Genomic DNA, 26,553 nt, shown 5'->3' on the forward strand with positions numbered 1-26,553 from the left:
CACTTCCCGACAGTGAGTTCTCACTTGAACTGAGGACTCATTGTCGGGAGGTGGGGACTCGCGAGTGGGTCAGGTGGACTCGAGGGACTTTTGGAGGGCTTTGCGGGCCTTGCGGTCCATGTCCTCGACGGCGGCGCGGCGGGCGGCGTCGGCTTCGTAGGCGGTGAGGCGGCTCTTGACCACCTTCGCGGGCATTCCCGCCGCGATGGCGTAGTCCGGGATCTCCCCCCGGACAACCGCGTGGGCTCCGATGACACAGCCTCGGCCGATGCGAGTGCCCTTGGTGACCGTGACCTTCGTGCAGATCCACGTGTCCGGCCCGATTCGCACCGGAGACTTCACGATTCCCTGGTCCTTGATCGGCTGGTGGATATCGGCGGTGACGTGGTCGAAGTCGCAGATGTAGACCCAGTCCGCCACCAGGGCGGCCTCGCCGAACTCGACGTCCAGGTAGCAGTTCACGACGTTCTGCCTGCCGAACACGACCTTGTCGCCGATCCGCATCGAGCCCTCGTGGCAGCGAATGGCGTTGCCGTCGCCGATGTGGACCCAGCGGCCGATTTCCAGCCTGCCGAAGCCTGGTCGGGCGTGGATCTCGACGTCCTTGCCGAGGAACACCATGCCGCGCAGGACGATGTGGGGGTTGGCCAGGCGAAACTTCAGCAGGCGGTAGTACCGGACCAGGTACCAGGGCGTGTACGCCCGGTTGCGCAGCACCCAGCGCAGGGAGTCCCTGGTCAGGAAGCGTGCCTGGGCGGGGTCGCGGTGGGCGCGCGACCAGAATCGCAGTCGATCGGACACGGGCGAGCCCCACATGGACGTCATGGACGAAAACGTTAACCCAGCAGTAGGGCGGCGGTGGCAGGGTGGTCGTATGCCTCGCCTGATCATCGACACGGACCCCGGCGTCGACGACGCCTTCGCCCTCTGTCTGGCCGCCCGCTCGCCCGAGGTGGACCTGCTGGCGGTGACGACGGTGTTCGGCAACGTGAGCCTGGAATCGACGACCCGCAACGCGCTGCGGCTGATGGCGCTGTGCGGCCGTGAGGACGTCCCCGTTGCCGCCGGGGCCGCTCGGCCCTTGGTGCATCCGCAGGCGGCTGAGGGGAAGGCCGCGCACGGGGAGGACGGGCTCTCTGGTGGAGCGGACCTGCTGCCCGCACGCACCCGGGGTGCGGAACCGGTGGGCGCGGTGGAGTTGATGGCACGGGTGCTGCGGGCCTCGCCGACCCCGGTGACGATCGTCCCGATCGGGCCGCTGACGAACATCGCCCTGCTGCTGGCCACCCACCCGGAACTCGCTCCCCGAATCGAGCGGCTGGTCATCATGGGCGGCGGGCTGGCGGGTGGGAACGCGACCTCGGCCGCCGAATTCAACATCTGGTCGGACCCGGAGGCGGCTCGGCGGGTGTTGGTGGAGGAGTCCGTCCCGACCGTGTTGGTCCCGATGGATCTGACGTATCGGTGCCGGGTCGACGCGGATTGGCTTTCGCGGCTGGCCGCTTCGGGGCCGCTTGGGGCGACCCTTACGGCACTGACCGGCTCATATCGGGCGCACTACAGCGAGTTGATGAACTTCGACGGCATGGTGATTCACGATGCCGTGGCGGTGGCGGAGGCTGTTTGTCCGGGGATTTTGCGGACTGAGCGGCTTCCCGTTCGGGTTGAGACGGCGTTTGGGCCTGCTCGGGGGGCGACGTTGGCTGATCGGCGGTTGACTCAGTACAACGACACGACTTCTGCTCGTGCGATCGATGTCGCTGTGGATGCCGAGTTGGCGTCGTTGCGGGAGTTCATCCTGCTCGGGCTTTCCTGACGTTTCTGCGGGGTGCCTGTCCTGGCCCGTTGCGTTTCGGGGTGCTCGCGTTCTCTGGGCGTGGGCCGCGGCTTGTTGATTAAGTTCTTTGTGCTTCACAGACGATCGCTACCGGCGAGCGGCCGGTTCTGGTGAGGACCACTGAGGCTTCGTTGGGGCCCTTGAGTTTCAGCCTCGGCCGCAATGCGTTCGGGTCGATGTCCAGGCCCCGTACCAGGATTTCCAGGCGTCCGATGCCACGTTTGGACAGGGTGGCGCGCAAGGTCTTCTCGCTGTACTTGCCGTGTTCGAGTACGTGGAAAGCACGGATTCCCGGTGGGGGTTCCGGGCCGGTGAGGTAGGCGATTCGTTCGTCGAGTTGGCTTAGGCGGTGGGCGGCGGCGTAGTGGCGGACCAAGCCTGCCCGCACCACCGCGCCGTCGGGGTCGACGATCCACTCGCCGACCTCGGTCACCGGGCAGGTGTCGTCTTGACGGTCGGTGACTGTCCATTCTGAACCGTCCGAGCGCAGGACCGTGGCTCGTCTGCGGGCTTCCGTTGCCAGGCCTCCGGTCCAGAGGCACGCCTCACGGACAGCTCCGTCGAGGGAGACGACTTCGACCTCATCCGCCCATGGCACGTCGTCGAAGTCGATGCCGGGGGCGCATTTCACGGCCAGGTCTCGGCCTCGGTACGTCTCGGCGAGAGTTCCCAGGGGCGGCGCGAAGTCCTCTGGTCGCCAGCGGCGCCTGCCGGACGAGTCGCGGCGGCCTGGGTCCGCCAGGACTGCCATGTCCTTGGTGACGGGCACCAAGGCGTCGGCGCGGGCCAGGATTGCGTTGGGGCGCTTGAGGTTGTGGCGGGCCATGGCCAGACGGACCGGGTCCAGGTCCGAGCCGACACACCTCGCCGCCACCTCGGAGACCGCCGCGAGGTCCACGCCGACCGAGCACGTCACGTCGTGGACGTCGCGGCCGGCAAGCCTGCGGGCGCGGTGTCGGGCGACGGGGGTCGGGGTGGCCTGCTGCAGTGCGGCGTCGGTGAACAGCCAGTCGGCCGGGTCGTCCACTTTGGACACAGCCTTGCGGCGCAACAGAACGGTTTCCAGCAGTGCGGGGGCGCGGTCACCGGCCAGGGTGCGCGCTTTGGCGACGTCGGCCAGGTAGGTCGCGGGGGTCAGCGGCAGCCGATCGATCTCGGCTGCCGCCGCCGCTCCTTGCGGCGACCGCAGGAACGCCACGTCGCCGAGGGTGAATCCGTAGCCCACTCAGTTCGGCTTGCGGCCGCTGATGAGCACGTTGTAGAACAGCTCGCGCGGCAGGACCTTGCGCAGCACGCGCTCGTCGAGCCACGACAGGCGCTGCCAGGTCTTGAAGGCGAACATGCCCCAGCCGAAGCCGAGCTTCTCGCGCGGCACCGCGGCCTCGAAGGTGCGCACCGGCCAGCCGAACAGGGCCGCGGCGAACTCCTCGGTGACCGCGCGGACCTCGACCATGCCCGCGGCGCGCGCCTGGGTCTCCAGTTCCGCCGGGTCGAAGGTGTGGATGTCGACCACGGCCTCCAGCGCGGCGGCGCGGGAGGACTCGTCGAGTTCCTCCTGCGGCCTGCGCCACGAGCTCAGCGCGCCCAGCTTGGTGATGTTGGTGGTGAGCCACCAGGTGGCCTGGCCCAGCTTGCGGGCGTAGCGGTCGCCGATCTTGGTCGGCTCGCCCGCGAAGACGAACCGGCCGCCCGGCTTGAGCACCCGCTGGATCTCGCTGAACGCCGCCGGGATGTCGGGGATGTGGTGCAGCACGGCGTGGCCGATGACCAGGTCGAAGCTGTTGTCCTCATACGGGATGCGCTCGGCGTCGGCGACTCGGCCGTCGACGTCTAGGCCCAGGCTCCTCGCGTTGCGCAGGGCAACCTCGACCATGCCGGGCGAGAGGTCGGTGACCGACCCCTTCTTGATGACGCCGCCCTGCATGAGGTTCAGCAGGAAGAAGCCGGTGCCGCTGCCCAGCTCCATCGCCGTCTCGTACGGCCATTCCTGGTCGCCCGCGACGGCCTTGAACCGGCCGGTGGCGTAGTCGATGCAGCGCTCGTCGTACGAGATCGACCACTTCTCGTCGTAGGAGCCCGCTTCCCAGTCGTGGTACAGCACGTTCGCGAGCTTGGGGTCGGAGAACGCGGCCTCGACCTGCGCGGCGGTGGCGTGCGGGTTCGGCGTCGGATCAGCGGCCATGGAACTCCGCCTTTCCGGGCCCGTTCTCGATGAACGACTTCAGGCCCGTGTCGCGGTCCTCGGTCGCGAACAGCGCCGCGAAGAGGTTGGTCTCCAGCTTCAGGCCGCTGGCGAGGTCGTTGTCGAGACCGCCGTCGATCGCGGCCTTGGCGGCGGCGAGCGCCCTGGAGGCACCAGTGGTGAACTGGCGGGCCCAGCGCTTGGCGGCCTCGTAGACGTCGTCGGGGGCGACGACCTCGTCGACCATGCCGAGCGTGAGCGCCTCCTCGGCCTTGACGAAGCGGCCGGTGTAGACGAGGTCCTTGGTCTTGCTCGGGCCGATCAACCGGGCCAGCCGCTGCGTGCCGCCTGCGCCGGGGATGATCCCGAGCAGGATCTCCGGCTGGCCGACCTTGGCGTTGTCGCCCGCGATGCGGCGGTCGCAGCACAGGGCGAGCTCGAAGCCGCCGCCGAGGGCGAAGCCGGTGATGGCCGCGACGGTCGGCTTGGGCAGCTCCGCGATCGCGGTGAGCGACCCGGTCAGCTCGGGGGCGTAGTCGGCGATGTCGGTGTACGACATCTCCGCGAACTCCTTGACGTCCGCGCCCGCCGCGAACACCTTCGGGCCGCCGTAGACGATGACCGCCTTGACGTCGTCGCGCTCCCGGGCCTCCTGCGCGACCTCGCGCAGTTCGGCCTGGAGTTGGCGGTTGATGGCGTTCATCGGCGGCCGGTCGAGCCGGATGGTCCCGATGCCGTCCTCGACCTCAAGCCGAACGAACTCACCCACGGCGATGTCCTCCTACCGGTCCGATACCACGTCGTCGAAGGTTACCTGTCAGTACGAAACTCAGCTGCGGCGGCGGGCGAAGTACCGGTCGCCGGAGCGCTCCAGTTCGAGGTCCTGGCCGAACGCGGCAGACAGGTTCTCGCTGGTCAGCACGTCTTCGATCAAGCCCTGGGCGACTACGCCACCCGCGGAGAGCAGCAGCAGGTGGGTGAAGCCGGGCGGGACCTCTTCGACGTGGTGGGTGACCAGGACGGTCGCCGGGGCGTCGGGGTCCATCGCCAGTTCCGAGAGGCGCGCGACCAGGTCTTCGCGGCCGCCGAGGTCGAGGCCCGCGGCGGGCTCGTCGAGCAGAAGCAGCTCGGGGTCGGTCATCAGGGCGCGGGCGATCAGGGCGCGCTTGCGCTCGCCCTCGGACAGCGTGCCGAAGGTGCGGTCGGCGAGGTGGGCGATGCCCATGGACTTGAGCAGCTCACCGGCGCGGCCGGTGTCGAGCTGGTCGTACTTCTCGCGCCAGCGGCCGAGGACGGCGTAGCCTGCGCTGACGACGACGTCGAGCACCTTCTCCTCGGCGGGCACGCGGCCCGCGAGCGCGGCGGAGCAGAAGCCGATGCGGGTGCGCAGTTCGAAGACGTCGACCTTGCCCAGGCGCTCGCCGAGCACGTGCACGGCGCCCGTCGTCGGGTGCAACTCGGCACCCGCCATGCGCAGCAGCGTGGTCTTGCCCGCGCCGTTGCTGCCCAGGATCACCCAGCGCTCATCGAGCTCGACGTTCCAGTTCACCCCTTTGAGGAGATCCGTGGTGCCGCGACGGACGCCGACGTCCGTCATGTGCACAACCAGGTCGTCGGGAGCGGTGCTGACGTCAGTGTGCGGGGTCACGGCGGCCATTCTGCCTTTGCCGCGACACGGCCGGGGCTGTCGGGGTCGGGCATTGTCGGCCCCGTGCGCCAGGATGGAGGGGTGACGCACTCCGAGCCACGTCTGCTGCCCGGTCATCCCTACCCGCTCGGCGCGCACCCGGAGGCAGGCGGAGTGCGCTTCGCGGTGACGTCGTCGATCGCCGACGCCGTCGAGTTGTGCCTGATCAACGAGGGTGGCGTCGAGCGCCGGATCGAGCTGGCGGAGCGCACGTTCGGGGTCTGGCACGGGACTGTGCCAGGGGTCACACCCGGGCAGCGGTACGGCTACCGCGTGCACGGCCCGTACGAGCCCGCGCGGGGGCTGCGCTGCAATCCGGCGAAGCTGCTCGTCGACCCGTACGCGCGCCGGATCACCGGAACGATCACCGACCTGGGCGCCACCCGCGGCTACCGGGGCGACCCGATGACCGGGCCGCCGTCGCGGATCGACTCGCTCGGCTCCGTCCCCCTATCGGTGGTCACCTCCCTGGGTGGTCCCGACACCGGGCGGCGGCCGGACGTGCCGTTCGAGGAGACGGTGATCTATGAGCTGCACGTGCGCGGGTTCACCAAGCTGCACCCGGACATTCCGAAGGAACAGCGCGGGACGTACCTGGGGCTGGCGCACCCGGCGGTGATCGAGTACCTGCTGCGGCTCGGCGTGACGGCGGTCGAGTTGCTTCCCGTGCACAGTTTCGCCGACGAGCCGCTGCTGCTGCGGACGGGCAGGCACAACTACTGGGGCTATGCCAGCTTGGGATTCCTCGCTCCGCACGCGGCGTACGCGTCGCGCCGCGGCAAGGAGGTCGAGGAGTTCCGGACCATGGTCGCGGCGCTGCACGCGGCGGGCATCGAGGTCATTCTCGACGTCGTCTACAACCACACCTGCGAGGGCGGCGCGGCGGGCCCGACGGTGTCGCTGCGCGGGCTCGACGCCCCGGCGTACTACGTCCTGAACTCCGACGGGCACGACGTCGACCTCACCGGGTGCGGCAACACGATCGACGCCGGGTCGCCGACCGCGGTGCGGCTGATCACCGACTCGATGCGGTACTTCGCCACGGAGATGGGGGTCGACGGGTTCCGCATCGACCTGGCCAGCGTCCTCGGCAGGCCGCACGGCGGCGCGTTCCACCCGGACGCGCCGCTGCTGACGGCGATCACCACGGACCCGGTGCTGGCCAACCGGAAGCTGATCGCGGAGCCGTGGGACGCCACCGGCGACGGCTACCGGGTCGGCGGTTTCGGGGTCAACTGGGCGGAGTGGAACGGCCGCTTCCGCGACGGCACCCGCGACTTCTGGCGCGGCGCCACCGGGCTGCGTGACGTCGCCTACCGGCTGTCGGGGTCCTCCGACCTGTACTCCGCGAACGGGCGGCGGCCGTGGGCGTCGGTCAACTTCGTCACCGCCCACGACGGCTTCACCCTGCGCGACCTGGTGTCGTACAACCACAAGCACAACAACGAGAACGGCGAACACGGCGCGGACGGCACCGACGACAACCGGTCGTGGAACTGCGGGGTGGAGGGCGAGACGCAGGACCAGGCGGTGCTGGAACTGCGCGACAGGCAGGCGCGCAACATCCTGAGCACGCTCCTGCTGTCCACCGGGACCCCGATGCTCACCGCGGGCGACGAGCGGTGGCGCACGCAGCACGGCAACAACAACCCGTACTGCCTGGACAACCACACGTCCTGGCTCGACTGGTCCGCGACCCCCCGCGGCGAGGACCTGCTGGCGTTCACCCGCCACCTGATGTCGCTGCGCGCCAACTCCCCGGCCCTGCGTCAACCGGAGTTCTTCGACGGCAGGCCCACCAGGTCCGGCGAGCCGGACCTGGTCTGGTTCCGCCCCGACGGCAACCCGATGACCGACGACGACTGGTTCGACGAATCGCGGCGCACCTTGGGAATGTGGATCGACGGCTCGGAATGCCTCTCCCGCACCCGCGAGGGCGACGTCGTCCCCGACGACTCCTGGCTGCTGCTGCTGCACGCCGGGCAAGACCCGATCGACTTCACCCTGCCCCCGGCGCGCTACGGCGAGCGGTTCGTCCCGACCCTGGACACCCGCACCCAACGCGGCGCACCGGACGACTCGACCCCCTGCGCCCCGGGCGACAAGGTGCACCTCACCGGCCGGATGACCCTGCTGATGCGGGCGCCCAGGTCGACCTGACCGCGCATTTCAACCAAGCGTCCGAGCGGACCACAACAAACCCCCACCCACCACTGGGGGGCTGCCCCTGGCCAGTCTATCGGTGGCGGCGGCGCGCAAGGAGGTGTGCGCGCAGGCTGTGGACAACAGGCCGTCACCTGTGGATCACGGTGCCCTCCGAGTCCAAGTTCCACGACGTGGGAGCCGGTACCGCGACCAGCCCACCGTGCCAGCATGGGCGGCATGACCGGGTCGCACCTGTGGCGTGACCGCGCGATCGACCTCCAGTTGGTGGCCTCGTGCGGCTGTACCGCCACGCGGCCCGCCTTTCCCTGATCAAACACCCCGGCGGTGCCGCGTTTCGCTGTCCTCACCCGACACGAACTCAGGAGCACCGCATGCCGGCCCTTGCCGATCTCGACATCCATCCCCGTCTCGACTCCCCCACGCTGCGCGGCCTCATCGCCCCGCGACGTCCCGTATGGACGCCCGCCGAACTGCGCCAGCTGACCGCGTCCGCGGTCAACCGCCTGTCCGTCCCGCTGCTCGACGTCGTGCGCTTCTCCAGCCCGCAGCGCTGGTGGGCGCGGGTCGCGGTCACCGACGAGATCGAGTTGTGGCTGCTGTCGTGGCTGCCCGGCCAGGGCACGGCGCCGCACGACCACGGGGGCGCGACCGGGTCGTTCTCCGTGCTCTCGGGGGCACTCGCCGAGACGTTCCGCTACCCGGCGGGTCCCATCCGCAACGCGTTGCACCGCGCGGGTTCCAGCGTCGCCTTCGGTGCGGGACGGGCCCACCAGGTGGAGAATGTCGGCAGCCGGATGGCGGCGAGCGTGCACGCCTACTCGCCGCCGCTGGTGCCCACCCGGGAGTATCGGAGTCTGCGCGAGGTCCCCGAAACCATCCCGTCCCTTCCGGCGCAGCGGGACCACCGATGAGTGCCATCGACGACGAACTCGCCCGGGCCAGGGCCGACCTGGACCGGGTCGACCCGGTGACAGCGGAACGCCTGCGGCAGGAGGGCGCCCTGTTCGTCGACATCCGCCCGGTCGCCAACCGCGCCGAGGAGGGCGAGATCCCCGGGTCTGTCCCGATCGAGCGAATCCACCTGGAGTGGCGGCTCGACCCGCACGGTGAGCACCGGATCGCGGGCTTCAGCGAAGACACCACCGTGATCGTCCTGTGCAACGAGGGCTACGCCTCGTCCCTCGCCGCCCGCGACCTCAAACGCCTGGGCCTGCGCAACGCCACCGACCTGATCGGCGGCTACCGCGCCTGGCACGCAGCAGGCCTCCCCACCCACGACGGCGGCACCCCCGCGATCCCCTGACCCCGCGAGTCGCTGTGACACATGGCGCCGATACCCAGCCCTGCTCGGTCGCGGTGACCATCAAGGCGACCGAGCCGCGCCGCCGAAGGCGGCGCCATGTCACAGTAGGGCATGTTCGTGAAGGTCTGTGGGTTGCGCACGGTGGCCGATGTCGACACGGCGGTCGAGGCCGGGGCGGATGCCATCGGGTTCGTGTTCGCCGAGCGAAGCGTGCGCCGGGTCGACCCCGAACTGGCCGCGCGCCTTGCCGCCCGCGTCCCCGACGACGTGCTCACCGTCGGGGTCTTCAGCGACGTGTCGGCCACCGCGGCGGGCGAGATCGCCGTCGCCGCCGGTCTGCGGGCGGTCCAGCTGCACGGCGACTACCCGCACACCGCCTTCGCCGACCTCGCGGGCGTCCCGGTCCAGCTCATCCGGGCGACCGCGCTGAAGCCGACGACCGACGTCGAGGTCGGGGCGTTCGGCGAGGACATGCTGCTGCTCGACTCGCCGGTCGCGGGCTCGGGCGAGCGATGGGACCTCGCCACCCTCGACGGGGCCTGGCCGCAGGGGAAGTGGATCCTCGCGGGCGGACTCGACCCGGCCAACGTGGGCACCGCCATCGCCGCGTCGCGCCCCTGGGGTGTCGACGTGTCCAGCGGGGTCGAGTCGAGCCGCGGGGTGAAGGACCAGGGCCTGATCCGGGACTTCGTCAGGGCGGCCCGCTCCGCGACCTGACACGGAACCGGTCGCGGCCGGGTAGCGTCTGCCTATCGTGCGGTTACTTCGAGTGGTCTCCGGTCCCGTGTTCCTTTCGGTGTTCGTCACCGGGGTGGTCGTCGCGGTTCTCGAGCGATCGGTGGCCCAGGTCGCGCTGGGGCTGGCGGGCGCGGTGGCCGGGCACCTCATCGGTCTTCTCTCGCTCCAACTGGGACTGCTGCTCGGCGCCATCGCCCTCCGGGCCCGCGTGCACCGGGTCGTGATCGGGATCGGCGCCCGCCTGAAGGACTGGACGACGCCGAGGCGGGTTGTCGTGCTGCGTGCGGTGCCGGTGTTCCTGTCGGTGTCGGTGGGTCCTGGGATCGCTCCCGCCCGCAAACGTATGTGGGGCGCCGCGCTGTGTTCGATGGCCGCTGGTGTGGCTGCCGCGGTCGTGGTCGGGTTCAACGCCCTCGCCGCGCCTTCCGGCTTCCGGCTGGGCCTCGCGGTTGCCTGCGTGATCACGGTGGGGCATGCCTTCATCCCGCGGAAGACCGCGACGTCCACCTCCACCGGTTGGCTGGTCTTCAAGCTCCCGGCCCTCACCGGTGTCCGCGCCCAGCAGCTGGATGCCGCTCCGCTGGTGGGCCAGACCGTCGACGCCGCCCAGGAGGGCAAGCTCGACCTCGCCGCCGAACTGGCGGCAAGGCTGCGCGACGAATACCCGGCGCTGCGCACGGCGACGGCGGCGCGGGTCCTGGTGCTGCAAGCCCAGGGCCGCTACGCCGAGGCGATGATGGTGGCGATGACGATCGTCGAGGACCGCGACCAGACGCCCGCCGAAGCCGCGGTGGCGTTCGCCGCCTTGGGCGGGTTGGCGTGCGCCACGGTGGAAGCCGGTCAGCTCGACGCGGAGATCGGACTGGGCACGGCGGCCAAGGCCATCGAGAACGCGGTGACCCTCGGATACCCCGAGCACAAGCTGAACGGCACCCGTGCCCTGCACGAACTGTTGTCGGGCAACACCAGCCGCGCGATCTCCCTGGCCCGCCTGGCGGCGGAATCCGGCGACGACCGCCTGGGCCGGGCCGACGACCTCGCGACCCTGGCCCGCGCGCACATGACCGCGGGCGACAACCGCTCAGCGCGCACCGCGTTGGCCGAGGCGGAGAAGCTGGTCCCGTGGTGGCCGCGCGTGGCGGTCCTGCGCAGCCGCCTCGACATCGCCTGATCTCTCCCAGTGAGGTGAACCCGCCGGTCAGGGACGCGAAGTCCGGCGCGACCGGACCCGGGTGAGGACGGCTCCGACCACCAGACCGAAAGCCACATGGTCGGCTACCTGAGGCAACACCGGCAGCTCCCTGATCCGCGGAAACCGGCGCCCGACCAGGCCCAGGTCCAGCGCCGCGATGGCGAGACCCGCCACCGCGCCCGCCGCCGTGGTGTGCCGACTCGGCAGGGTCGCGGCGAGGGCGGTCGCCCAGCCCAGGGACAAGGCCGTGTGGGCGACGGCAGCTCCGGCGAGCAGGCGTCCGCGGCGGGTTTCGTTCGGCAGGAGCAGGGAGCCCGCGGCGCGGGTGGCCGCCAACGGGTCCTGGCCCGCGACGATCGCCCACGCGGTCGAAGGAGCCCCGCTCAGCACCCCGGCCACGGCGCCCGCGAGCAGGCCGTCGCGGAGTGCGCCGCGGGAGGGGTGGCGAGGATCGTGCGGGTCCACGGTGTCAGTGTCGCACTTCAGCAGTCGCCGACGTGGGTGACGGCGGGGCGGTCGTGCATCAGGAACTCGACATGGCTGATGTTCTGCGCGTACGCGCCAGCCAGCGCGAACACCACTTTGTCGCCGATCCGCACCCGGCCCGCCCGGACCGAGCGCGCCAGCACGTCCTTCGGGGTGCACAGTTGACCGACGAAGGTGATCGCGTCGTCGGGGCCGCAGCCGGGGCGGTCCCACGGGCGGTCCCAACGCCGCACCGGCAGCACCGCGAGCGGCTGGTCGTGGCCCTTCGCGGCCGGTGTGCGCAGGTGGTGCGTCCCGCCCGCGCAGATGGCGAACCATTCCCCGTGGCTCCGCTTGATATCCAACACTTCCGTTGCGTACCAACCGGAGTAGGCGCTCACCGCGCGGCCCGGCTCGATCCGCACCACGGGGCCCTCAGGGAGCGCGCTCAGGTGCCTGGCGTACTCGGCCCAGTCGAAGACCCGTTCGGGCCGGACGTAGTCGACGTTCATCCCGCCGCCGATGTTGACCTCGGCGAGCGGAAGCCCGTGCCTGCGCGCGTAATCGATGGCCCAGTGATGGATGGCGGCGCCCTGTGCGGCGCAGGGCTCAGGGTCCGACCCGCTCGCCAGGTGGGCGTGGATCCCGACGAACTCGATGCCGCGCGACGATTCCAGCGACGCCGCACAGGTGTCCGCTTCGGCCGGGTCCATGCCGAACGGGCTCGGGCGGCCCCCCATGGTCAGCACCCCGACGGCACCGCCGGTCGGCAGGTTCACTCGAAGCAGCACCCGCGCTCGGGTGCCCAGTTCCCTCGCCAGCACATCAAGCCTGCGCAGTTCGTTCAGGCTTTCCACGTGGAACCGCTCCACCCGCGCGTGCAGCGCGGCGGTGAGTTCGGTGTCGGTCTTCCCTGGACCGCCGAAGGCGAGCGGGACGTCCGGGGCCATCTGCCGCACATGCGCCAGTTCCCCGCCGCTGGCCACCTCCAGGCCGTCGACATGCCGGGCGATCACCCGCAGCAGCCCCGGGTCGGGGTTCGCCTTCACGGCGTGGATCAGCTCCACGGACCCGAGCGCGGCCCGGATCGCCCCCGCATGGGCGTCGAGGTGCTCCAGGTCGTAGACGTAGGTAGGGGACCCGTCGAGCCCCCGGACCGCCTCCGTGACCCGAGCGGTCAGGGGCGTGCCCGCGGGCGCGAGGACTGCGGCGGGAAGGACAGTCGTCAACGGGTTTCCTTTCAGAGAAGCCGGCCGATCGGGTTGGGAAAGGGGACGTAACCCGCCTGCCGGTCGGCTTGGCGCTCCCACCGCACGAGCAGGTTCGTCTTGGCGGGCAACGGAAGCCCGGTCAACAGCGCCCGCAGCCGCGGCGGATGGCCCAAGGTCTGGCTCACCCCGGCCACGGTGTCGCCGAGATCGGACCACAGCCGGTCCTCGAACCGGCACATCCCCGGCGCGGACTCGTGCACGAGATCGGCGAGGGCGCCCGCGAACTCGGTCAGGTGGTTGACGAAAAGGCAGTAGGCGATCCGGTTCCACGCGCGTTCGTCGTCGTAGGCCACGGCTCGGGCGACGTCGGCGGGCAGCGCGGCGAGGGTGTCCAGGTGCCGGTCGGCGAGAAGTTTCGTGCCTTCAAGGTCACGGGCGAGCACGCGCACCGGCAGGTTGTCCGGGCCGAGCACGACCAGCACGTTCTGCGGGTGCGGTTCGAGCACGACACCGTGTTCGGCCCACAGGCTCAGCACCGGCGCGACGAGCAGGGTCGTGTAGCGGTGCCACCACCGCAGCGCCCACCCCTCGACATCCGGGTCCGCCGCCAGGTCGGCCAGTCGCGTCCGAGTCCCCGCAGGGTCGCGGTGTTCGGCGGCGAGCGCGCCCGCGAGGTGCACCTGGCCGCGGAGGTTCTCGCCCAGGCCGCCGCGCACGATGGTGCCGAATCCCTCCAGCAGCGCGTGCCGCCCCCGCTCGTCGCCGTAGCGGGTGGGGAGGTCGACAGTGCGCGCGGCGGGCTCGGGCAGGAACCCGAATCCCGGGTGTTCGCGCGTCACGTGCGCGCACGGTCCGGCCAGCAGCCGGGTGAGTTCGACCGCGCCCGCGAGTTCGTAATCGGCGTTCTTGCGCAGACAGTTGGTGATCCGCACGTTGAGGCTGGTCTTGAGGAACAGGTCGGTTTCGGGCTGGTAGAGCGTGCGGACGCTGGCCGTCGGATGGAACTGGGGGCCCGTCTCGCCGAGGTCGCGCAGCGCGCCCGCCGCCATCGCCGTGCGCAGGACGGGCCCCGCGGCATCGTCGGCGGACATCAGCGCGAACTGCCACGGGTGCACCGCGAGCGCGCGGAATCCTTCTGGCACAGGCAAGTCCGCGGTCCGCGCGTGGCCGTCGAAGCCCACGTCGTCCATGACGTGGTCGCGAACGAGTTCCGCGGGTGCGGCCAGCCAACGCAGCGGGAACGCCGACCGCGCCTCGGGGGCGTAACGGCGCCACTGCGCGGAGCCGCCGGACCGCGACTTCGGCGTCGGGTGGCGGGGATGCCCGGCCAGCAAGGACTGTTCGGAGTCGAGGTAGGCGCCCGCGGCTCCCGGCACCGGCCGGTCGGCGGACTTCGGCCGGGTGCGCAGGAGGTCATCGAGCGCGTCACGGCTGGCCGCGACCTGCCCGGCGAACTCGTCGTTCCCGTGACCGGTGCGCAGCGTGAGTTCGGCGTCGATCAGGGCGGCAAGTTCGTCGGCGCCGCACGACCGCCACCCGCCGTCGGCTTGCTCGGCCTGGACGGGCCCGGTGAAGCGGTGGGCCGCGACGGTTGACGCGCGCCGCAGCCGAGCCCGCAGCGTGTTGCCGGTGTGTGGCAGGTGCACCACGAGGAAGCGGTCGACGATCCCCGTCCGCCGTTCGGGTCCGGCGACTTCCCGGACCAGGCAGCCGAGAATCGTGTGGGCGGTCAGCAGATCAGCGGTGTCGACGCTCAGACCCGCCGCGGCGGTGGTCGAGGCGGTCAAGATCAGCTCCTGGGGCGCAGATAGTTCGGGCCGGCGTGGCGGTAGTGCTTGTTGATGTCCGTGCAGCCGAGGCGGTGCTTGGGCAGCAGGGTCCCGGCGGTGACCATCGCCTTGACCGGTAAGTGTTCCGCCTCCAGCACCCGCCTGCGCACCGCGTCGGCTGCCGCGACGGACCTGGCGTCGGCCACGTCGGTCCAGCGGAGGAGCGCCTGCTCGATCCTGGTCCGCAGCAAGGCGAACAGCCGCGCCCGGCGCGCCAGGTCGTCGCCCGCGTGCTCGACGATCAGCGCGCCCGCGCACAGGTGCAGGGTGATCGTGATGAACATGTCGGCGAGGTCGTCATCGCCGGTGACGCTCATCCGCTGGTCGGCGAACGAGTCCGGCGTCACAGGCAAGCCGAGCGCTGCGGAGAGGCGCGTGCAGTCGATTCGCGCGCCGTCGTCGTCCTTGTAGACCAGGCGAAGCCAGGGATCGCCGCCTGCCATGGCGACGGTGATGTTCTGCTGGTGCGCCTCCAGCGCGACGCCGTAGCGGACCCACAGTGCGACATGCCAGTCGAGCAGGAGGGTCAGGTACGTGTCGAGCCAGGCCTCGGTGTCGCCGCCGGTGTGCCGGGCCGCGAACGTGTCGAGCAGTGTGGCGCCGGGACGCGCCGGGTCTTCGGCGAGCAGCGCGGCGACCGGTGCGAGGGTGTCGCTCGCGAGGTCGGCGGGATAGCGCCGGACCAGCACGGCGAGCAGGTCGTCGGCGCTGTCGAGCCAGACGGACTCATCGGCGAGCAGAATCCGCTCGCGCAGCGCGGGTTCGCGGTCCAGGATCGCCCGCAGCAGCCGGTGCACGGTGTCGCCGTCGGCCAGGGTGCCCGCCTTGATGGTGCGGCGGTTGCGTTTGCCGAGTGTCGCGGTCGCCATCGGCAGTTTGAGATGGACGCCGGGCTCATCGATGAGCGCGACCGTGCGGGTCGACAGCGTCGGTGTCGCGAGCAGCGCCCCGTCCAGGTTCGCTGTCAACGGATGCACCGGCACCGCGAGCCGACCAGGGGCCGCTTCGGGCCACCAGTCCGGGAGACCGGCGGCCAGCGACGGGGAGAGCCGCACCGAGTCGCGGGGGACGATGGTCCAGCCGATCTTGAGGTCCGGCAGGAACTCCGGGGCGTAGCGGCGCAGGTCGGCCTCGTCGAGACCCCAGCGGCAGCGGCCCGTCGGGTGCACGGGGTGGTCGCGCAGCGCGGCCACCGACTCGTGGTGCAGAAGCTCGCGAAACCCCACGGCACCCGACTCGGCCCGGATCTTGGCGTACAACTCGGGGCGCGCGGTCTCGTGCAGCCGCACGACGGCAAGCGTTTGCGCGCACTCTTCGACGAAGTCCGCCCAGCCCTGTTCCGCCTCCGGGTCGTCCGCGGGCGCGAGTGCGACCAACACCTGGGCGAGCGTGTCGAGCACCTGCCCGGCGACGACGGCCGAAGGATGCGCGAGTCGGTACTCGGCCAGGAATCCGTCCGGTGCGACCGGCAGGCGCACCTCCCGATTCCCCGGCAGCGGCGCGCACCACCAGGGCCCGGTCCAGTCGTGGTCGCCCGGCCGCTCACCGAGCGCTCCCCGCTCGGCCAGACCGAGGTGGTCCTCGCGCAGCAGCGCGTCCAGCACGCGACGCAGCAAATCGGCCTCGACGGTCACGCCGCCGCCACGGGTTCGATCACCCATCGGCGCTCAGCCAGGAACCCGTCGACCACAGTGTCCACTATGGAGCGATCCGGGCCGATCGCGTGCACCGCGGCGAGGTAGTCCCGGTTCGTCCCGTGCAAATCCGCCGTGACGCCGACCTCGCGCATCCGCCGGTGCCCCAGCCGGACCCCGTCGACGGTGAACTCCTGGTCCGCGGGCGCCTCGACCAGGACACCCGCCCGGTCCGCCCGCACGTAGTCCACCCTGGCGTGCCGCGGCAGCCGCACCGGATCGGGCAGCCCGGCGGGCAGCCGCTGCCCCTGGTGCAGCCGGATCAGCTCGGCGAACAGGTCGACGCCGAGCAGGTCGGCGCAGATCAGGTCCATGGTGTCGCCGATCAGCCGGTAGTTGACCTCCACGATCCGCGCCCGGTCGCCGTCGATGACGAACTCCGTGTGGCACGCCCCGAGGCCCACCCCGAGCGCGGCGAGTTGAGCCCGCAGGTGCGCCTCGACAGCGGGCGGCAGCCGCGGGTCCCAGTCGAGCCGGGTCTCGGCGAAGTGCGGGGGCGGGCCGAGGGTCGTCCGCCAGGAACCGAAGTGGTACAGCGATTCCCCGTCGCCGAGCGTCTCGTAGGTGCGCACGTCGCCCGCCAGATACTCCTCGACGACCAGCGTCGCCGCGGGCCTGCGGGCCCGGATCTCGGCGACCCTCGCTGTCAGCTCGGCGAGGTCGGCCACGAGCAGCGCGTCCTCGCTGGCCACCCCTTCCCGCGGCTTGACCACCGCGGGAAACGGCACCGCCAAACCATCCACACAGGACATTCCGGGATCGAGCTGGGCGCACCGCACGACATCCAGCCCGGCCGCGGCCAGGACCGCCCGGGTGAGCGCCTTGTTCTTGCAGCGCACCGCCGCCGCCCACGGCTTCGCGGGCAGCCCGAGGAGTTCGGCGGCGAGCGCGGTCGCGGCCTGCAGGTGGTCGCTGTTACTCATCAGCGCCGAGGGCGCCCCGAACCGGGGCGCCAGGTCGTGTACCCGGGCGGCGACCGCGCCCGCGTCGCGGACATCCGCCTCGACCACGACCGGAGGACAGTCGAGATCGCGGTACGCCTCGCGGTGCCGGTCGGCGCGGTCGGTCAGGACCACGGTCTCCAGCCCGAGCCGCGCGGACGCCGGGAGCAGCCCGTGGGTGACCGCGTCGGTCGGGATGAGCGCGGTGAGGTAGAGCCGCAACGGTGCCCCCCGAGATCGACGGTTAGGTTAGCTATACCTAACGATCTTCCCGGGGCAAGGTCAAGCTGACGGCCCGATACAGCCCGATCGGGTCGCTCAGGCGAGCACGACCTTGCCCAGTTCCGCGTGTGTGGCGAGCAAACCGTGCTTGGGCAGCACCCGCGCCGTGACCCCGAGCGCGCCCGCGTGCGGAAGCGAGATCTCCGCCGAATACCGGCCCGACCCGATCGGCCGCATAGTGGCGGTCACCACGTCGCTCAGGTCGTCGGCGTCGCTGACCCGGCCGACCACCGCCTGCACCTCGACGTCGTTCGGGTCGAGCCCAGCCAGGTCGACCGAGGCCTGAACCTGGACCCGGTCGCCGATCACCGGCATCTGCCCCTCGTCGAGCGACAGCTCGCAGCTGGTGACCCGGATGTGCGGCCAGGAACCGGAGAGCCGACGGCGGTACTCCGCGAGGTCCTTGGCGGCCCGGAAGCCGTCGGACTGCGCGAGCACCCCCGCGGTGGCGGCGGGCGCGTAGTGCGCCTCGACGTACTCGCGGACCATGCGTGAGGCCTGCACCTGCGGGCCGAGCGACATCAGGGTGTGGCGCACCATCGCCATCCAGCGGCTGGGCACCCCGCCCTGGTCGCGGTCGTAGTACAGCGGCGCGACCTGCGACCCGAGCAGCTCATAGAGCGCGGCCGCCTCCAGGTCGTCGCGGCGGACCGGGTCGGTGACACCGTCGGCGGTGGGGATGGCCCAGCCGTTGCTGCCGTCGTAGAACTCGTCCCACCAACCGTCCCGAATGGACAGGTTGAGGCCGCCGTTCAGCGCCGCCTTCATGCCGGAGGTGCCACACGCCTCCAGCGGGCGCATCGGGTTGTTCAGCCAGACATCGCAGCCCCAGTACAGGTACCGGGCCATCGACATGTCGTAGTCGGGCAGGAAAACGATGCGGTGGCGGACCCCGGCGTCGTCGGCGAAGCGGACGATCTGCTGGATCAGCGCCTTGCCGCCGTCGTCGGCCGGGTGCGACTTGCCCGCCACGACCAACTGCACCGGGCGGTCCGGGTGCAGCAGCAGTGCCCGCAGCCGCTCCGGGTCGCGGAGCATGAGGGTGAGCCGCTTGTACGTGGGCACCCGGCGGGCGAAGCCGACGGTCAGCACGTCCGGGTCGAAGACCGAGTCGGTCCAGTTCAGTTCGAGCGCCGACGCGCCGCGCTGCAGCCAGGCCGCGCGCACCCGCCTGCGGACCTCGCCGACGAGCCGCTCACGCAGCCCGCACCGCAGCTTCCACAGTTCGGCGTCGCTCATCGACTCGATGACCGACGACGGGTCCTCCTCGTCGAACGCCGAAGCCATCTCCCGCGCGGCCCACGTGGGACCGTGGACACCGTTGGTGACCGACGAGATCGGCACCTCGTCGGTGTCGAAGCCCGGCCACAGGCCGCCGAACATGGACCGGCTCACCGCACCGTGGAGCTTGGACACGCCGTTGGCCCGCTGCGCGAGCCGAAGACCCATGTGGGCCATGTTGAACATGCCCGCGTTCTCCTCCGCGCCGAGCGCGAGGATGCGGCGGAGATCGATCCCGGGAAGCAGGGACTCGTCGCCGAAGTAGTGCTGCACGAGATCGATCGGGAACCGGTCGATACCCGCGGGGACGGGGGTGTGCGTGGTGAACACCGTCCCCGCGCGAACCGCGGACAGCGCCTGGTCTACATCGAGGTTGTGCCCGGAGACCAGTTCGCGGACACGCTCCAGGCCGAGGAATCCCGCGTGGCCCTCGTTGGTGTGGAACACCTCGGGCTGCGGGGTGCCGGTCAGCTCGCAGTAGGTGCGCACGGCCCGGACGCCGCCGATGCCCGCGAGGATCTCCTGGCGGATCCGGTGGTCCTGGTCGCCGCCGTAGAGCCGGTCGGTGACCCCGCGAAGATCGTCGGAGTTCTCCTCGATGTCCGAATCGAGAAGCAGCAGCGGCACCCGGCCGACCTGCGCCTTCCAGATCCGGGCCCGCAGGATGCGCCCGCCCGGCATCGCGACGTGCACGAGGATGGGCGCCCCGGACGGCTCGGCGAGCGGCTCCAGCGGCAGGCCGCTGGGGTCGATGACCGGGTAGTGCTCGACCTGCCAGCCGTCGAGGGAGAGCGACTGGCGGAAGTAGCCGGAGCGGTAGAGCAGGCCGACACCGATCAGCGGCACGCCGAGGTCCGACGCGGCTTTGAGGTGGTCACCGGCCAGCACGCCCAGCCCGCCGGAGTAGTTCGGCAGCGCCTCGGTGACGCCGAACTCCATCGAGAAGTAGGCGATGGCCGCGGGGAATCTCGTCCCGTCGACCTCCAGGGCGCGGTTCTGGTACCAGCGCGGCGCCTGCATGTACTGGCGCAGGTCCTCGGAGATCTCCCGGACGCGGCTGAGGAACTCCTCGTCGCCCGCGAGCCGTTCGAGCCGCTCCGCGGGCACCTGGGCGAGCAGGTGCAGCGGGTCCCCGCCGACGCGCTGCCAGATGTCCTGGTCGACGGCGGCGAAGAGATCCTGGGTGGGCGGGTGCCACGTCCAGCGCAGGTTCGTGGCAAGCGTGCCGAGATCGGCAAGCTGCTCGGGAAGACCGGCACGGACGGTGAATCGGCGTACGGCTCTCACGGAGCACGACACTAGCGGCCAGACTGGATCGAGCAAGCCACCAGTGGTGGCCCACTCGGTGACGGCCCGTGCCCACAAGGCCCATGACCAGCGCCGACGCCCCATCAGCGGCCGTCACCACCGGCGAAACATCGCCAGTATCCGACCGGCGCCCAAGGGGACCGTGACGCGGGCCGACCACGGTTACCCACCAAACCGCACCATGACAAGCCAGGTGACCACCCCTTTGAATTTCGGGGAGGCGGACAGGCAAGGCAGACTAGGAAGCAGGACCCGCGACGAGAGGAGCCGAACCGGTGAGCGGTCGGCTGGCAATCGATGACGTCTCCCCGATCGTGTCGTGCGGTCGTTACCCCTCCAAGGCCGTGGTCGGCGAGCACATACCCGTGCGCGCGACCGTGTGGCGGGAAGGGCATGACGCCGTGGCGGCCACGGTGACGTGGAGAGGACCGCAGGACGGCCGGGCCCGGCGGACCGCGATGAAACCCGTCGCGGAGGACCGGTTCGGGGCCGACATCGTTCCCGAGCACCCGGGCCTGTGGACGGTCCGGGTCGACGCGTGGAGCGACCCGTGGGTCACGTGGCGGCACGCGGTCGAGGTGAAGGTCGCGGCGGCGCAGGGGCCCGAGGAACTGGCCAACGATCTGGAAACCGGCGCTCGGCTGGTGGAGCGGGTCTCACGTAGGCCCGACCGCAGTTCCGACCGGAAGCTGCTGGCGTCCGCGGCACGCGCGCTGCGTGATGTCTCGCTGCCGCTGCCCGCGCGTATCGCGGAGGCGGTCTCCGAAGCGGTACACCGGGTCATGACCGAGCATCCGGTACGCGAGTTGTTGACCAAGGGCAAGCCGCTGCAGATCTGGGTCGACCGCAGGACCGCGCTCTACGGTTCCTGGTATGAGTTCTTCCCGCGCTCGACCGGCGGCGTCGACGCGAACGGGCAGGCGGTGCACGGCACGTTCAAGACCGCGGCCAAGGAGCTGAACCGGGTCGCGGACATGGGTTTCGACGTGGTGTACCTGCCGCCGATCCACCCGATCGGCGCGGTGAACCGCAAGGGCCCCAACAACAGTGTGCTCTCGCAGCCCGGTGACGTCGGCTCGACGTGGGCGATCGGCTCGGCCGACGGCGGCCACGACGCGATCCACCCGGAGCTGGGGACGTTCGAGGACTTCGACGCGTTCGTCGCCCGCGCCCGGGAACTCGACCTCGAGGTGGCGCTCGACTTCGCGCTGCAGTGCGCGCCGGACCACCCGTGGGTCAAGTCCAACCCGGAGTGGTTCACGACCCGCCCCGACGGCTCGATCGCGTACGCGGAGAACCCGCCGAAGAAGTACCAGGACATCTACCCGATCAACTTCGACAACGACCCGGAGGGCCTCTACGCGGAGACGTTGCGCGTGGTCCTGCTGTGGGTCGAGCACGGGGTGCGGATCTTCCGGGTCGACAACCCGCACACCAAGCCGCCGGACTTCTGGGAGTGGCTGATCAAGCAGGTCAAGGCGGTCGACCCGGGCGTGCTGTTCCTGTCCGAGGCGTTCACCCGGCCCGCGCGGCTCTACGGCTTGGCGCGGCTCGGTTTCACCCAGTCCTACACGTACTTCACCTGGCGCACGAGCAAGCAGGAGCTGATCGAGTTCGGAGTCGACCTGGTCGAGCACGCCGACGAGGCGCGGCCGAACCTGTTCGTCAACACCCCGGACATCCTGCACGCGTCGCTGCAGCACGGCGGTCCGGCCATGTTCGCCATCCGGGCCGCGCTGGCCGCGACGATGGCGCCCACGTGGGGCGTGTACTCCGGTTACGAGCTCTACGAACACCAAGCGGTCCGCGAGGGCAGCGAGGAGTATCTCGACTCGGAGAAGTACCAGCTCCGGCCACGCGACTACGCGAAGGCGCTGGCCGACGGCCGCTCGCTGCAGCCGTGGATCACCCGCCTCAACGCGATCCGCCGGGCGCACCCGGCGCTGCAGCAGCTGCGGACGCTGCGCTTCCACCATGTCGACAACGACGCGCTGATCGCCTACTCGAAAACCGATCCGACCACCGGCGACACAGTGGTCACGGTCGTGACCCTCGACCCGAACATCACGCAGGAGGGCACGGTGTGGCTCGACCTCGGCGCGCTGGGCCTGGACCCACACGGGTCCTACACCGCGTTCGACGAGGTGTCCGGCCAGACTTGGCTGTGGGGCGCGGCGAACTACGTCCGGCTCGATCCGTGGAACGCCGTCGCCCACATCGTGCACCTCAGGCGCTGACCTTCGGGCGGGTCCCGCTGCACTGCCGGTCGCCCGCGACGATCAGGCCGCCGATCAGCGGGAACATCCAGCCGGGCGACGCGGGCAGCAGCGACACCGCCACGACGCCCCAGGCCGCCAGGCCCCAGCCGAAGGCGGCGGGGACGCGGTGGCCCTGATTCGCCGACCAGACGACCAGCGCGCCGAACAGCAGCAGCGGCGCGGCGAAGCTGCCGGGGGTGAGCCAGAAGGCCTCCGCCACGGGTAACCGTTCGGGCGTCGGCTTGAGTGTCACGGCGTTCCACCAGCCGAGCGAGAACACCTCCGACCAGGCCGAACCGCGGGAGAACGGGGTGGCGACCAGATGGAAAGCGCTGCCCGCGATGGCGACCCAGCCCGCCACGCGGGTAATGTTTACGTTGTTCACATGGAGGATGTTAACGATGTCAACATCGGCTGGCAAGCCATACCACCACGGCGATCTGAGACGCGCGCTGATCACCGCCGCCCGCGAACTGGTCCGCGAGACCGGACCGGCGAAACTCACCCTGCGCGGGGTCGCCGCACGCGCCGAGGTGTCCCCGGCCGCGCCCTACCGGCACTTCGCCGACCGCGACGCGCTGCTCGCGGGCGTGGCCGAAGAGGGCTTCGCCGAACTGGCCGAAGCCATGACACCGAAGGAGCCGAGCCTCGACGCGCTGCACCAGGTCGGCGCCGCGTACCTCAAGTTCGCCCTGCGCGAGCCGCAGCTCTACCGGCTCATGTTCGGCCCGGTCGACCGCGCCGCGCACCCCGGGCTCGCCGCGGCGGAGCGCCGCCTCACCGAGATCTTCGGCGAGGCGCTGCGAAAAGCCCAGATCGCGGGAGTCGTCCAGCCGCAAGATCCCGAAGACGTCATGCTGACCATACGGTGCGTGATGCACGGCCTGACATCGCTCGTGGTGGACGGCCAGATCGCCACCGAGCAGGCCGCCGACGCCGCCAGACGGGTGATGTCCGTCGTCGACCGGGGCCTGCTTCCGCGCTGACCGCGTGGTACGCATGAACAAACCGCCAACACAACGAGGGCGACTACGAGATGACGGTTCACGACGCGACCGCGCCGGACGCGGCATTGGGTCTCGAAGGCATCCCGCACACCGGTGAAGCGCTGACCGCCGACGGCCACCTCACCGAGCCTCAAGCCGAGGACTTCAAACACGCGCGCACCGTCCCGCAAGACCTGCTCTGGTACAAGAGCGCCGTCTTCTACGAGGTCCTCTGCCGGGCGTTCAACGACTCCGACGGCAACGGAACCGGCGATCTGCGCGGCCTGGCCGACAAGCTGGACTACATCCAGTGGCTCGGCGTCGACTGCCTGTGGCTGCCGCCGTTCTACGCCTCGCCGCTGCGCGACGGCGGCTACGACATCAGTGACTTCCGCGCGGTGCTCCCCGAATTCGGCACGGTCGACGACTTCGTCTACCTGCTCGACCAGGCCCACCAGCGCGGCATCCGGGTGATCACCGACCTGGTCCTTAACCACACCTCCGACGCCCACCCCTGGTTCCAGGAGTCCAGACAGCACCCGGACGGGCCCTACGGCGACTACTACGTCTGGTCCGACAGCGACGAGGCCTACTCCGACGCGCGGATCATCTTCGTCGACACCGAGACGTCGAACTGGACCTACGACCCGGTGCGCGGCCAGTTCTACTGGCACCGCTTCTTCTCCCACCAGCCCGACCTCAACTACGAGAACCCCGAAGTCGCCGAGGCGATGCTCGACGTGCTGCGGTTCTGGCTCGACATCGGCATCGACGGCTTCCGGCTCGACGCGGTGCCCTACCTGTTCGAGGAGGAGGGCACCAACTGCGAGAACCTGCCGCGCACACATGAGTTCCTCAAGCAGTGCCGCAAGGTCGTCGACGACGAGTACCCGGGCCGGGTCCTGCTCGCCGAGGCCAACCAGTGGCCCGCCGACGTCGTGGAGTACTTCGGCGACCCGGACAAGGGCGGCGACGAGTGCCACATGGCGTTCCACTTCCCGCTGATGCCGCGGAGCTTCATGGCGGTGCGCCGGGAGTCGCGGTTCCCGATCTCGGAGATCCTGGCCCAGACACCGTCCATCCCCGACGGCGCGCAGTGGGGGATCTTCCTGCGCAACCACGACGAGCTGACCTTGGAGATGGTCACCGACGAGGAACGCGACTACATGTACGCGGAGTACGCCAAGGACCCGCGGATGAAGGCCAACATCGGCATCCGCAGACGCCTGGCGCCGCTGCTGGACAACGACAGCAACCAGATGGAGCTGTTCACCGCGATGCTGCTGTCGCTGCCCGGCTCGCCGGTCCTGTACTACGGCGACGAGATCGGCATGGGCGACAACATCTGGCTCGGCGACCGCGACGCCGTGCGCACCCCGATGCAGTGGTCGCTCGACCGCAACGCGGGCTTCTCCCGCTGCGACCCGGCGCGCCTGTACCTGCCCGCGATCGCGGACCCGGTCTACGGGTACCAGGCGGTCAACGTCGAGGCGCAGATGAACAACACGTCGTCGCTGCTGCACTGGACGCGGCGGATGCTGCAGGTGCGCAAGGAGCATCCCGCGTTCGGACTCGGCGACTTCACCGAATTGGGCTCGTCGAACCCGAGTGTGCTCGCCTACCTGCGTAGACACCTCAGTCCCGGGGCCCCAGAGGACTTGGTGATCTGCGTGAACAACCTGTCCCGCTTCCCCCAGCCGGTCGAACTGAACCTGTCCGACCACGCCGGGTGGGTCCCGGTCGAGCTGACCGGTGGCGTCCGGTTCCCGCCGATCGGCGAGCTGCCGTACCTGCTCACCCTCCCCGGGCACGGGTTCTACTGGTTCCAGCTCACTCCTGAGGAGGGCGAAGGTCCTTGAGCACCCGTCCCCTGCACGCCGTCGAGTCCCTGGCCGGGGACCTGCGCGCCTGGCTGCCCGCCCAGCGCTGGTTCGCGGCGAAGGGCACCGACCTGACCGACGTCTTCGTCGAGCGCGCGGTGATGCTGGCCGACGGCGACCCGGCGCTGGTGCACGCACTGATCGACGCCGACGGCGAGCGCTACCAACTGCTCATCGGAGTCCGCGACGACCCGCCCGAGCACCTGCACCACTGCGTGATCGGCAGGCTCGGCGAGTCCTACGCCTACGACGCCACCCAGGACGGTGAGCTGATGGCCGGGCTGCTCGCCCTGCTCGACGCCGGGGCCGACCATGGCGGCATCCACTGGACCAAGGAGCCCGACGTCGAGCTGGTCACGGGGCTGCGCGCGCGGCCGATCGGCGTCGAGCAGAGCAACACCTCGATCGTGTTCGGCTACCACTACATCCTCAAGCTGTTCCGCCGTCCCGGCCCGCGGCCAAACCGCGACGTCGAGCTGCACCGGGCGCTGCACCGGGTGGGCAGCGCACAGATCGCCGACCCGATCGCGGTCGTCGAGGACGACGAGCTGGTGTTCGGGTTCGCCCAGCGCTACCTGGCCGACGCCGCCGAGGGGTGGGCGACGGCCACGGCCAGCGTCCGCGACCTGCTGGCCGAGGGCGACCTGCACGCGGGCGAGGTCGGCGGCGACTTCGCGGGCGAGTCCTCTCGGCTCGGCATGGCGGTGGCCCAGGTCCACGCGGACCTGGCCGCGACCATGGGCACGGAGGTGGTCAGCCCCGACCGGCTCACGGAGGCCGTGGAGGTGATGCACGGCAGGCTCGACGCCGTCACCGCCGAGGTTCCCGAGCTGGCCGAGTTCGAGCCGATGCTGCGCGCGGCCTTCGACGCCGTCCGCCATCTGCGCGAGAGCCAGCCGATCCAGCAGATCCACGGGGACCTGCACCTGGGCCAGGTGCTGCGCACGGCCACCGGCTGGGTGCTGATCGATTTCGAGGGCGAGCCCGCCGCGCTGGCGACCGACCGGGCGAAGACCAGGTCACCGCTGCGCGACGTCGCGGGCATGCTGAGGTCCTTCGATTACGCCGCGTTCGCCCTGCTCGGGGCCGACGACGACCACCAGCGGACCACCCGGGCGACCGAGTGGAGCGACCGCAATCGTGCGTCTTTCTGCGAGGGCTACGCCTCGGTGGCCGGGGCCGACCCGCGCGACCAGGCGGTGCTCCTGCGGGCGTTCGAGCTGGACAAAGCCGTCTACGAGGTGGCCTACGAACACCGCAACCGGCCCGACTGGGTGCGGGTACCACTGACCGCATTGCGCCGAACTTGACTT

Annotated in this window: 22 protein-coding genes; 10 read left to right on the top strand and 12 right to left on the bottom strand. The window is 70.6% G+C overall.

Going from position 1 to position 26,553, the window contains the following annotated elements:
- Positions 1-69: 69 nt before the first annotated feature.
- Positions 70-825 carry an acyltransferase gene (locus tag GPZ80_RS17310; RefSeq protein ID WP_187221408.1) on the bottom strand — a complete coding sequence of 252 codons (756 nt, stop codon included), beginning with the start codon at positions 823-825 and terminating at the stop codon, positions 70-72.
- A gap of 49 nt (positions 826-874) precedes the next feature.
- Here GPZ80_RS17310 and GPZ80_RS17315 point away from each other — a divergent pair, with 49 nt between their 5' ends.
- Positions 875-1,816: a nucleoside hydrolase gene (locus GPZ80_RS17315; protein WP_187221409.1), complete on the top strand. Its 942-nt coding sequence runs from the start codon at positions 875-877 to the stop codon at positions 1,814-1,816.
- A gap of 79 nt (positions 1,817-1,895) precedes the next feature.
- Here the strand turns inward: GPZ80_RS17315 and GPZ80_RS17320 are convergent, their stop codons facing one another.
- From GPZ80_RS17320 to GPZ80_RS17335, 4 genes are read right to left on the bottom strand one after another with little or no spacing between them, the layout of a single operon-like run.
- Positions 1,896-3,062, bottom strand: coding sequence for a class I SAM-dependent methyltransferase (locus GPZ80_RS17320; protein ID WP_187221410.1), 1,167 nt, complete (start codon positions 3,060-3,062; stop codon positions 1,896-1,898).
- Positions 3,063-4,019 carry a class I SAM-dependent methyltransferase gene (locus GPZ80_RS17325; RefSeq protein ID WP_187221411.1) on the bottom strand — a complete coding sequence of 319 codons (957 nt, stop codon included), beginning with the start codon at positions 4,017-4,019 and terminating at the stop codon, positions 3,063-3,065.
- Positions 4,009-4,788 carry an enoyl-CoA hydratase/isomerase family protein gene (locus GPZ80_RS17330; RefSeq protein ID WP_187221412.1) on the bottom strand — a complete coding sequence of 260 codons (780 nt, stop codon included), beginning with the start codon at positions 4,786-4,788 and terminating at the stop codon, positions 4,009-4,011. Before GPZ80_RS17330 ends, GPZ80_RS17325 begins: the two co-directional genes overlap by 11 nt.
- Before the next feature lie 60 nt (positions 4,789-4,848).
- Positions 4,849-5,676, bottom strand: coding sequence for an ABC transporter ATP-binding protein (locus GPZ80_RS17335; protein ID WP_187221413.1), 828 nt, complete (start codon positions 5,674-5,676; stop codon positions 4,849-4,851).
- Positions 5,677-5,748: 72 nt separating this feature from the next.
- On the opposite strand from GPZ80_RS17335, the gene glgX reads away from it, so the two are divergent.
- From glgX to GPZ80_RS17360, 5 genes are all read left to right on the top strand, one after another.
- On the top strand, positions 5,749-7,866 hold the full coding sequence (gene glgX, locus GPZ80_RS17340; protein ID WP_187221414.1) for a glycogen debranching protein GlgX: 2,118 nt from the start codon (positions 5,749-5,751) through the stop codon (positions 7,864-7,866).
- A 377-nt stretch (positions 7,867-8,243) separates the two neighbouring features.
- A complete protein-coding gene (locus GPZ80_RS17345) occupies positions 8,244-8,783 on the top strand; it encodes a cysteine dioxygenase (RefSeq protein WP_187221415.1) in 540 nt (179 codons plus the stop codon).
- Positions 8,780-9,175, top strand: coding sequence for a rhodanese-like domain-containing protein (locus GPZ80_RS17350; RefSeq protein WP_187221416.1), 396 nt, complete (start codon positions 8,780-8,782; stop codon positions 9,173-9,175). Before GPZ80_RS17345 ends, GPZ80_RS17350 begins: the two co-directional genes overlap by 4 nt.
- A 111-nt stretch (positions 9,176-9,286) precedes the next feature.
- Complete coding sequence (locus GPZ80_RS17355) at positions 9,287-9,892, top strand: phosphoribosylanthranilate isomerase (RefSeq protein WP_187221417.1); 606 nt, start codon at positions 9,287-9,289, stop codon at positions 9,890-9,892.
- 37 nt (positions 9,893-9,929) lie between these two features.
- Entirely contained in the window at positions 9,930-11,084 is a 1,155-nt protein-coding gene (locus GPZ80_RS17360; protein WP_187221418.1) for a tetratricopeptide repeat protein, read from the top strand.
- Between the two features lie 27 nt (positions 11,085-11,111).
- On the opposite strand, the gene GPZ80_RS17365 is transcribed toward GPZ80_RS17360, so the two are convergent.
- The 6 genes from GPZ80_RS17365 to glgP all read right to left on the bottom strand — a co-directional run bounded on the left by GPZ80_RS17365 (position 11,112) and on the right by glgP (position 20,095).
- Positions 11,112-11,570 (bottom strand): hypothetical protein, encoded by a 459-nt coding sequence (locus GPZ80_RS17365; RefSeq protein ID WP_312880396.1) that lies wholly within the window; start codon positions 11,568-11,570, stop codon positions 11,112-11,114.
- 17 nt (positions 11,571-11,587) lie between these two features.
- Positions 11,588-12,799 (bottom strand): type III PLP-dependent enzyme, encoded by a 1,212-nt coding sequence (locus tag GPZ80_RS17370; RefSeq protein ID WP_187221419.1) that lies wholly within the window; start codon positions 12,797-12,799, stop codon positions 11,588-11,590.
- An 11-nt stretch (positions 12,800-12,810) separates the two neighbouring features.
- Positions 12,811-14,568: an IucA/IucC family protein gene (locus GPZ80_RS17375; protein ID WP_187221420.1), complete on the bottom strand. Its 1,758-nt coding sequence runs from the start codon at positions 14,566-14,568 to the stop codon at positions 12,811-12,813.
- 2 nt (positions 14,569-14,570) lie between these two features.
- On the bottom strand, positions 14,571-16,271 hold the full coding sequence (locus GPZ80_RS17380) for an IucA/IucC family protein (RefSeq protein WP_187221421.1): 1,701 nt from the start codon (positions 16,269-16,271) through the stop codon (positions 14,571-14,573).
- A complete protein-coding gene (locus GPZ80_RS17385; RefSeq protein ID WP_187221422.1) occupies positions 16,241-17,467 on the bottom strand; it encodes an ATP-grasp domain-containing protein in 1,227 nt (408 codons plus the stop codon). Before GPZ80_RS17385 ends, GPZ80_RS17380 begins: the two co-directional genes overlap by 31 nt.
- 96 nt (positions 17,468-17,563) lie before the next feature.
- Positions 17,564-20,095, bottom strand: coding sequence for an alpha-glucan family phosphorylase (glgP, locus tag GPZ80_RS17390; protein ID WP_187221423.1), 2,532 nt, complete (start codon positions 20,093-20,095; stop codon positions 17,564-17,566).
- Between the two features lie 296 nt (positions 20,096-20,391).
- Between glgP and GPZ80_RS17395 the strand changes: the two genes are divergently transcribed.
- Positions 20,392-22,353, top strand: coding sequence for an alpha-1,4-glucan--maltose-1-phosphate maltosyltransferase (locus GPZ80_RS17395; RefSeq protein WP_187221424.1), 1,962 nt, complete (start codon positions 20,392-20,394; stop codon positions 22,351-22,353).
- Here the strand turns inward: GPZ80_RS17395 and GPZ80_RS17400 are convergent.
- Positions 22,343-22,759 carry a DUF6463 family protein gene (locus GPZ80_RS17400; RefSeq protein WP_187221425.1) on the bottom strand — a complete coding sequence of 139 codons (417 nt, stop codon included), beginning with the start codon at positions 22,757-22,759 and terminating at the stop codon, positions 22,343-22,345. The two genes, GPZ80_RS17395 and GPZ80_RS17400, sit on opposite strands and share 11 nt — an antisense overlap.
- Before the next feature lie 16 nt (positions 22,760-22,775).
- Between GPZ80_RS17400 and GPZ80_RS17405 the strand changes: the two genes are divergently transcribed.
- The 3 genes from GPZ80_RS17405 to GPZ80_RS17415 are packed head-to-tail and all read left to right on the top strand — an operon-like array spanning position 22,776 to position 26,550.
- The gene (locus tag GPZ80_RS17405; protein ID WP_187221426.1) at positions 22,776-23,360 is read left to right on the top strand and encodes a TetR/AcrR family transcriptional regulator; all 585 of its coding nucleotides are present in this window, start codon (positions 22,776-22,778) and stop codon (positions 23,358-23,360) included.
- Positions 23,361-23,410: 50 nt separating this feature from the next.
- Complete coding sequence (gene treS / locus GPZ80_RS17410; RefSeq protein ID WP_187221427.1) at positions 23,411-25,219, top strand: maltose alpha-D-glucosyltransferase; 1,809 nt, start codon at positions 23,411-23,413, stop codon at positions 25,217-25,219.
- On the top strand, positions 25,216-26,550 hold the full coding sequence (locus GPZ80_RS17415; protein WP_187221428.1) for a maltokinase N-terminal cap-like domain-containing protein: 1,335 nt from the start codon (positions 25,216-25,218) through the stop codon (positions 26,548-26,550). The genes treS and GPZ80_RS17415 overlap by 4 nt, the downstream gene beginning before the upstream one ends.
- Positions 26,551-26,553: the final 3 nt, after the last annotated feature.

Origin of the sequence: Actinokineospora xionganensis (genome assembly GCF_014323725.1) — a bacterium.
Lineage (GTDB): Bacteria > Actinomycetota > Actinomycetes > Mycobacteriales > Pseudonocardiaceae > Actinokineospora > Actinokineospora xionganensis.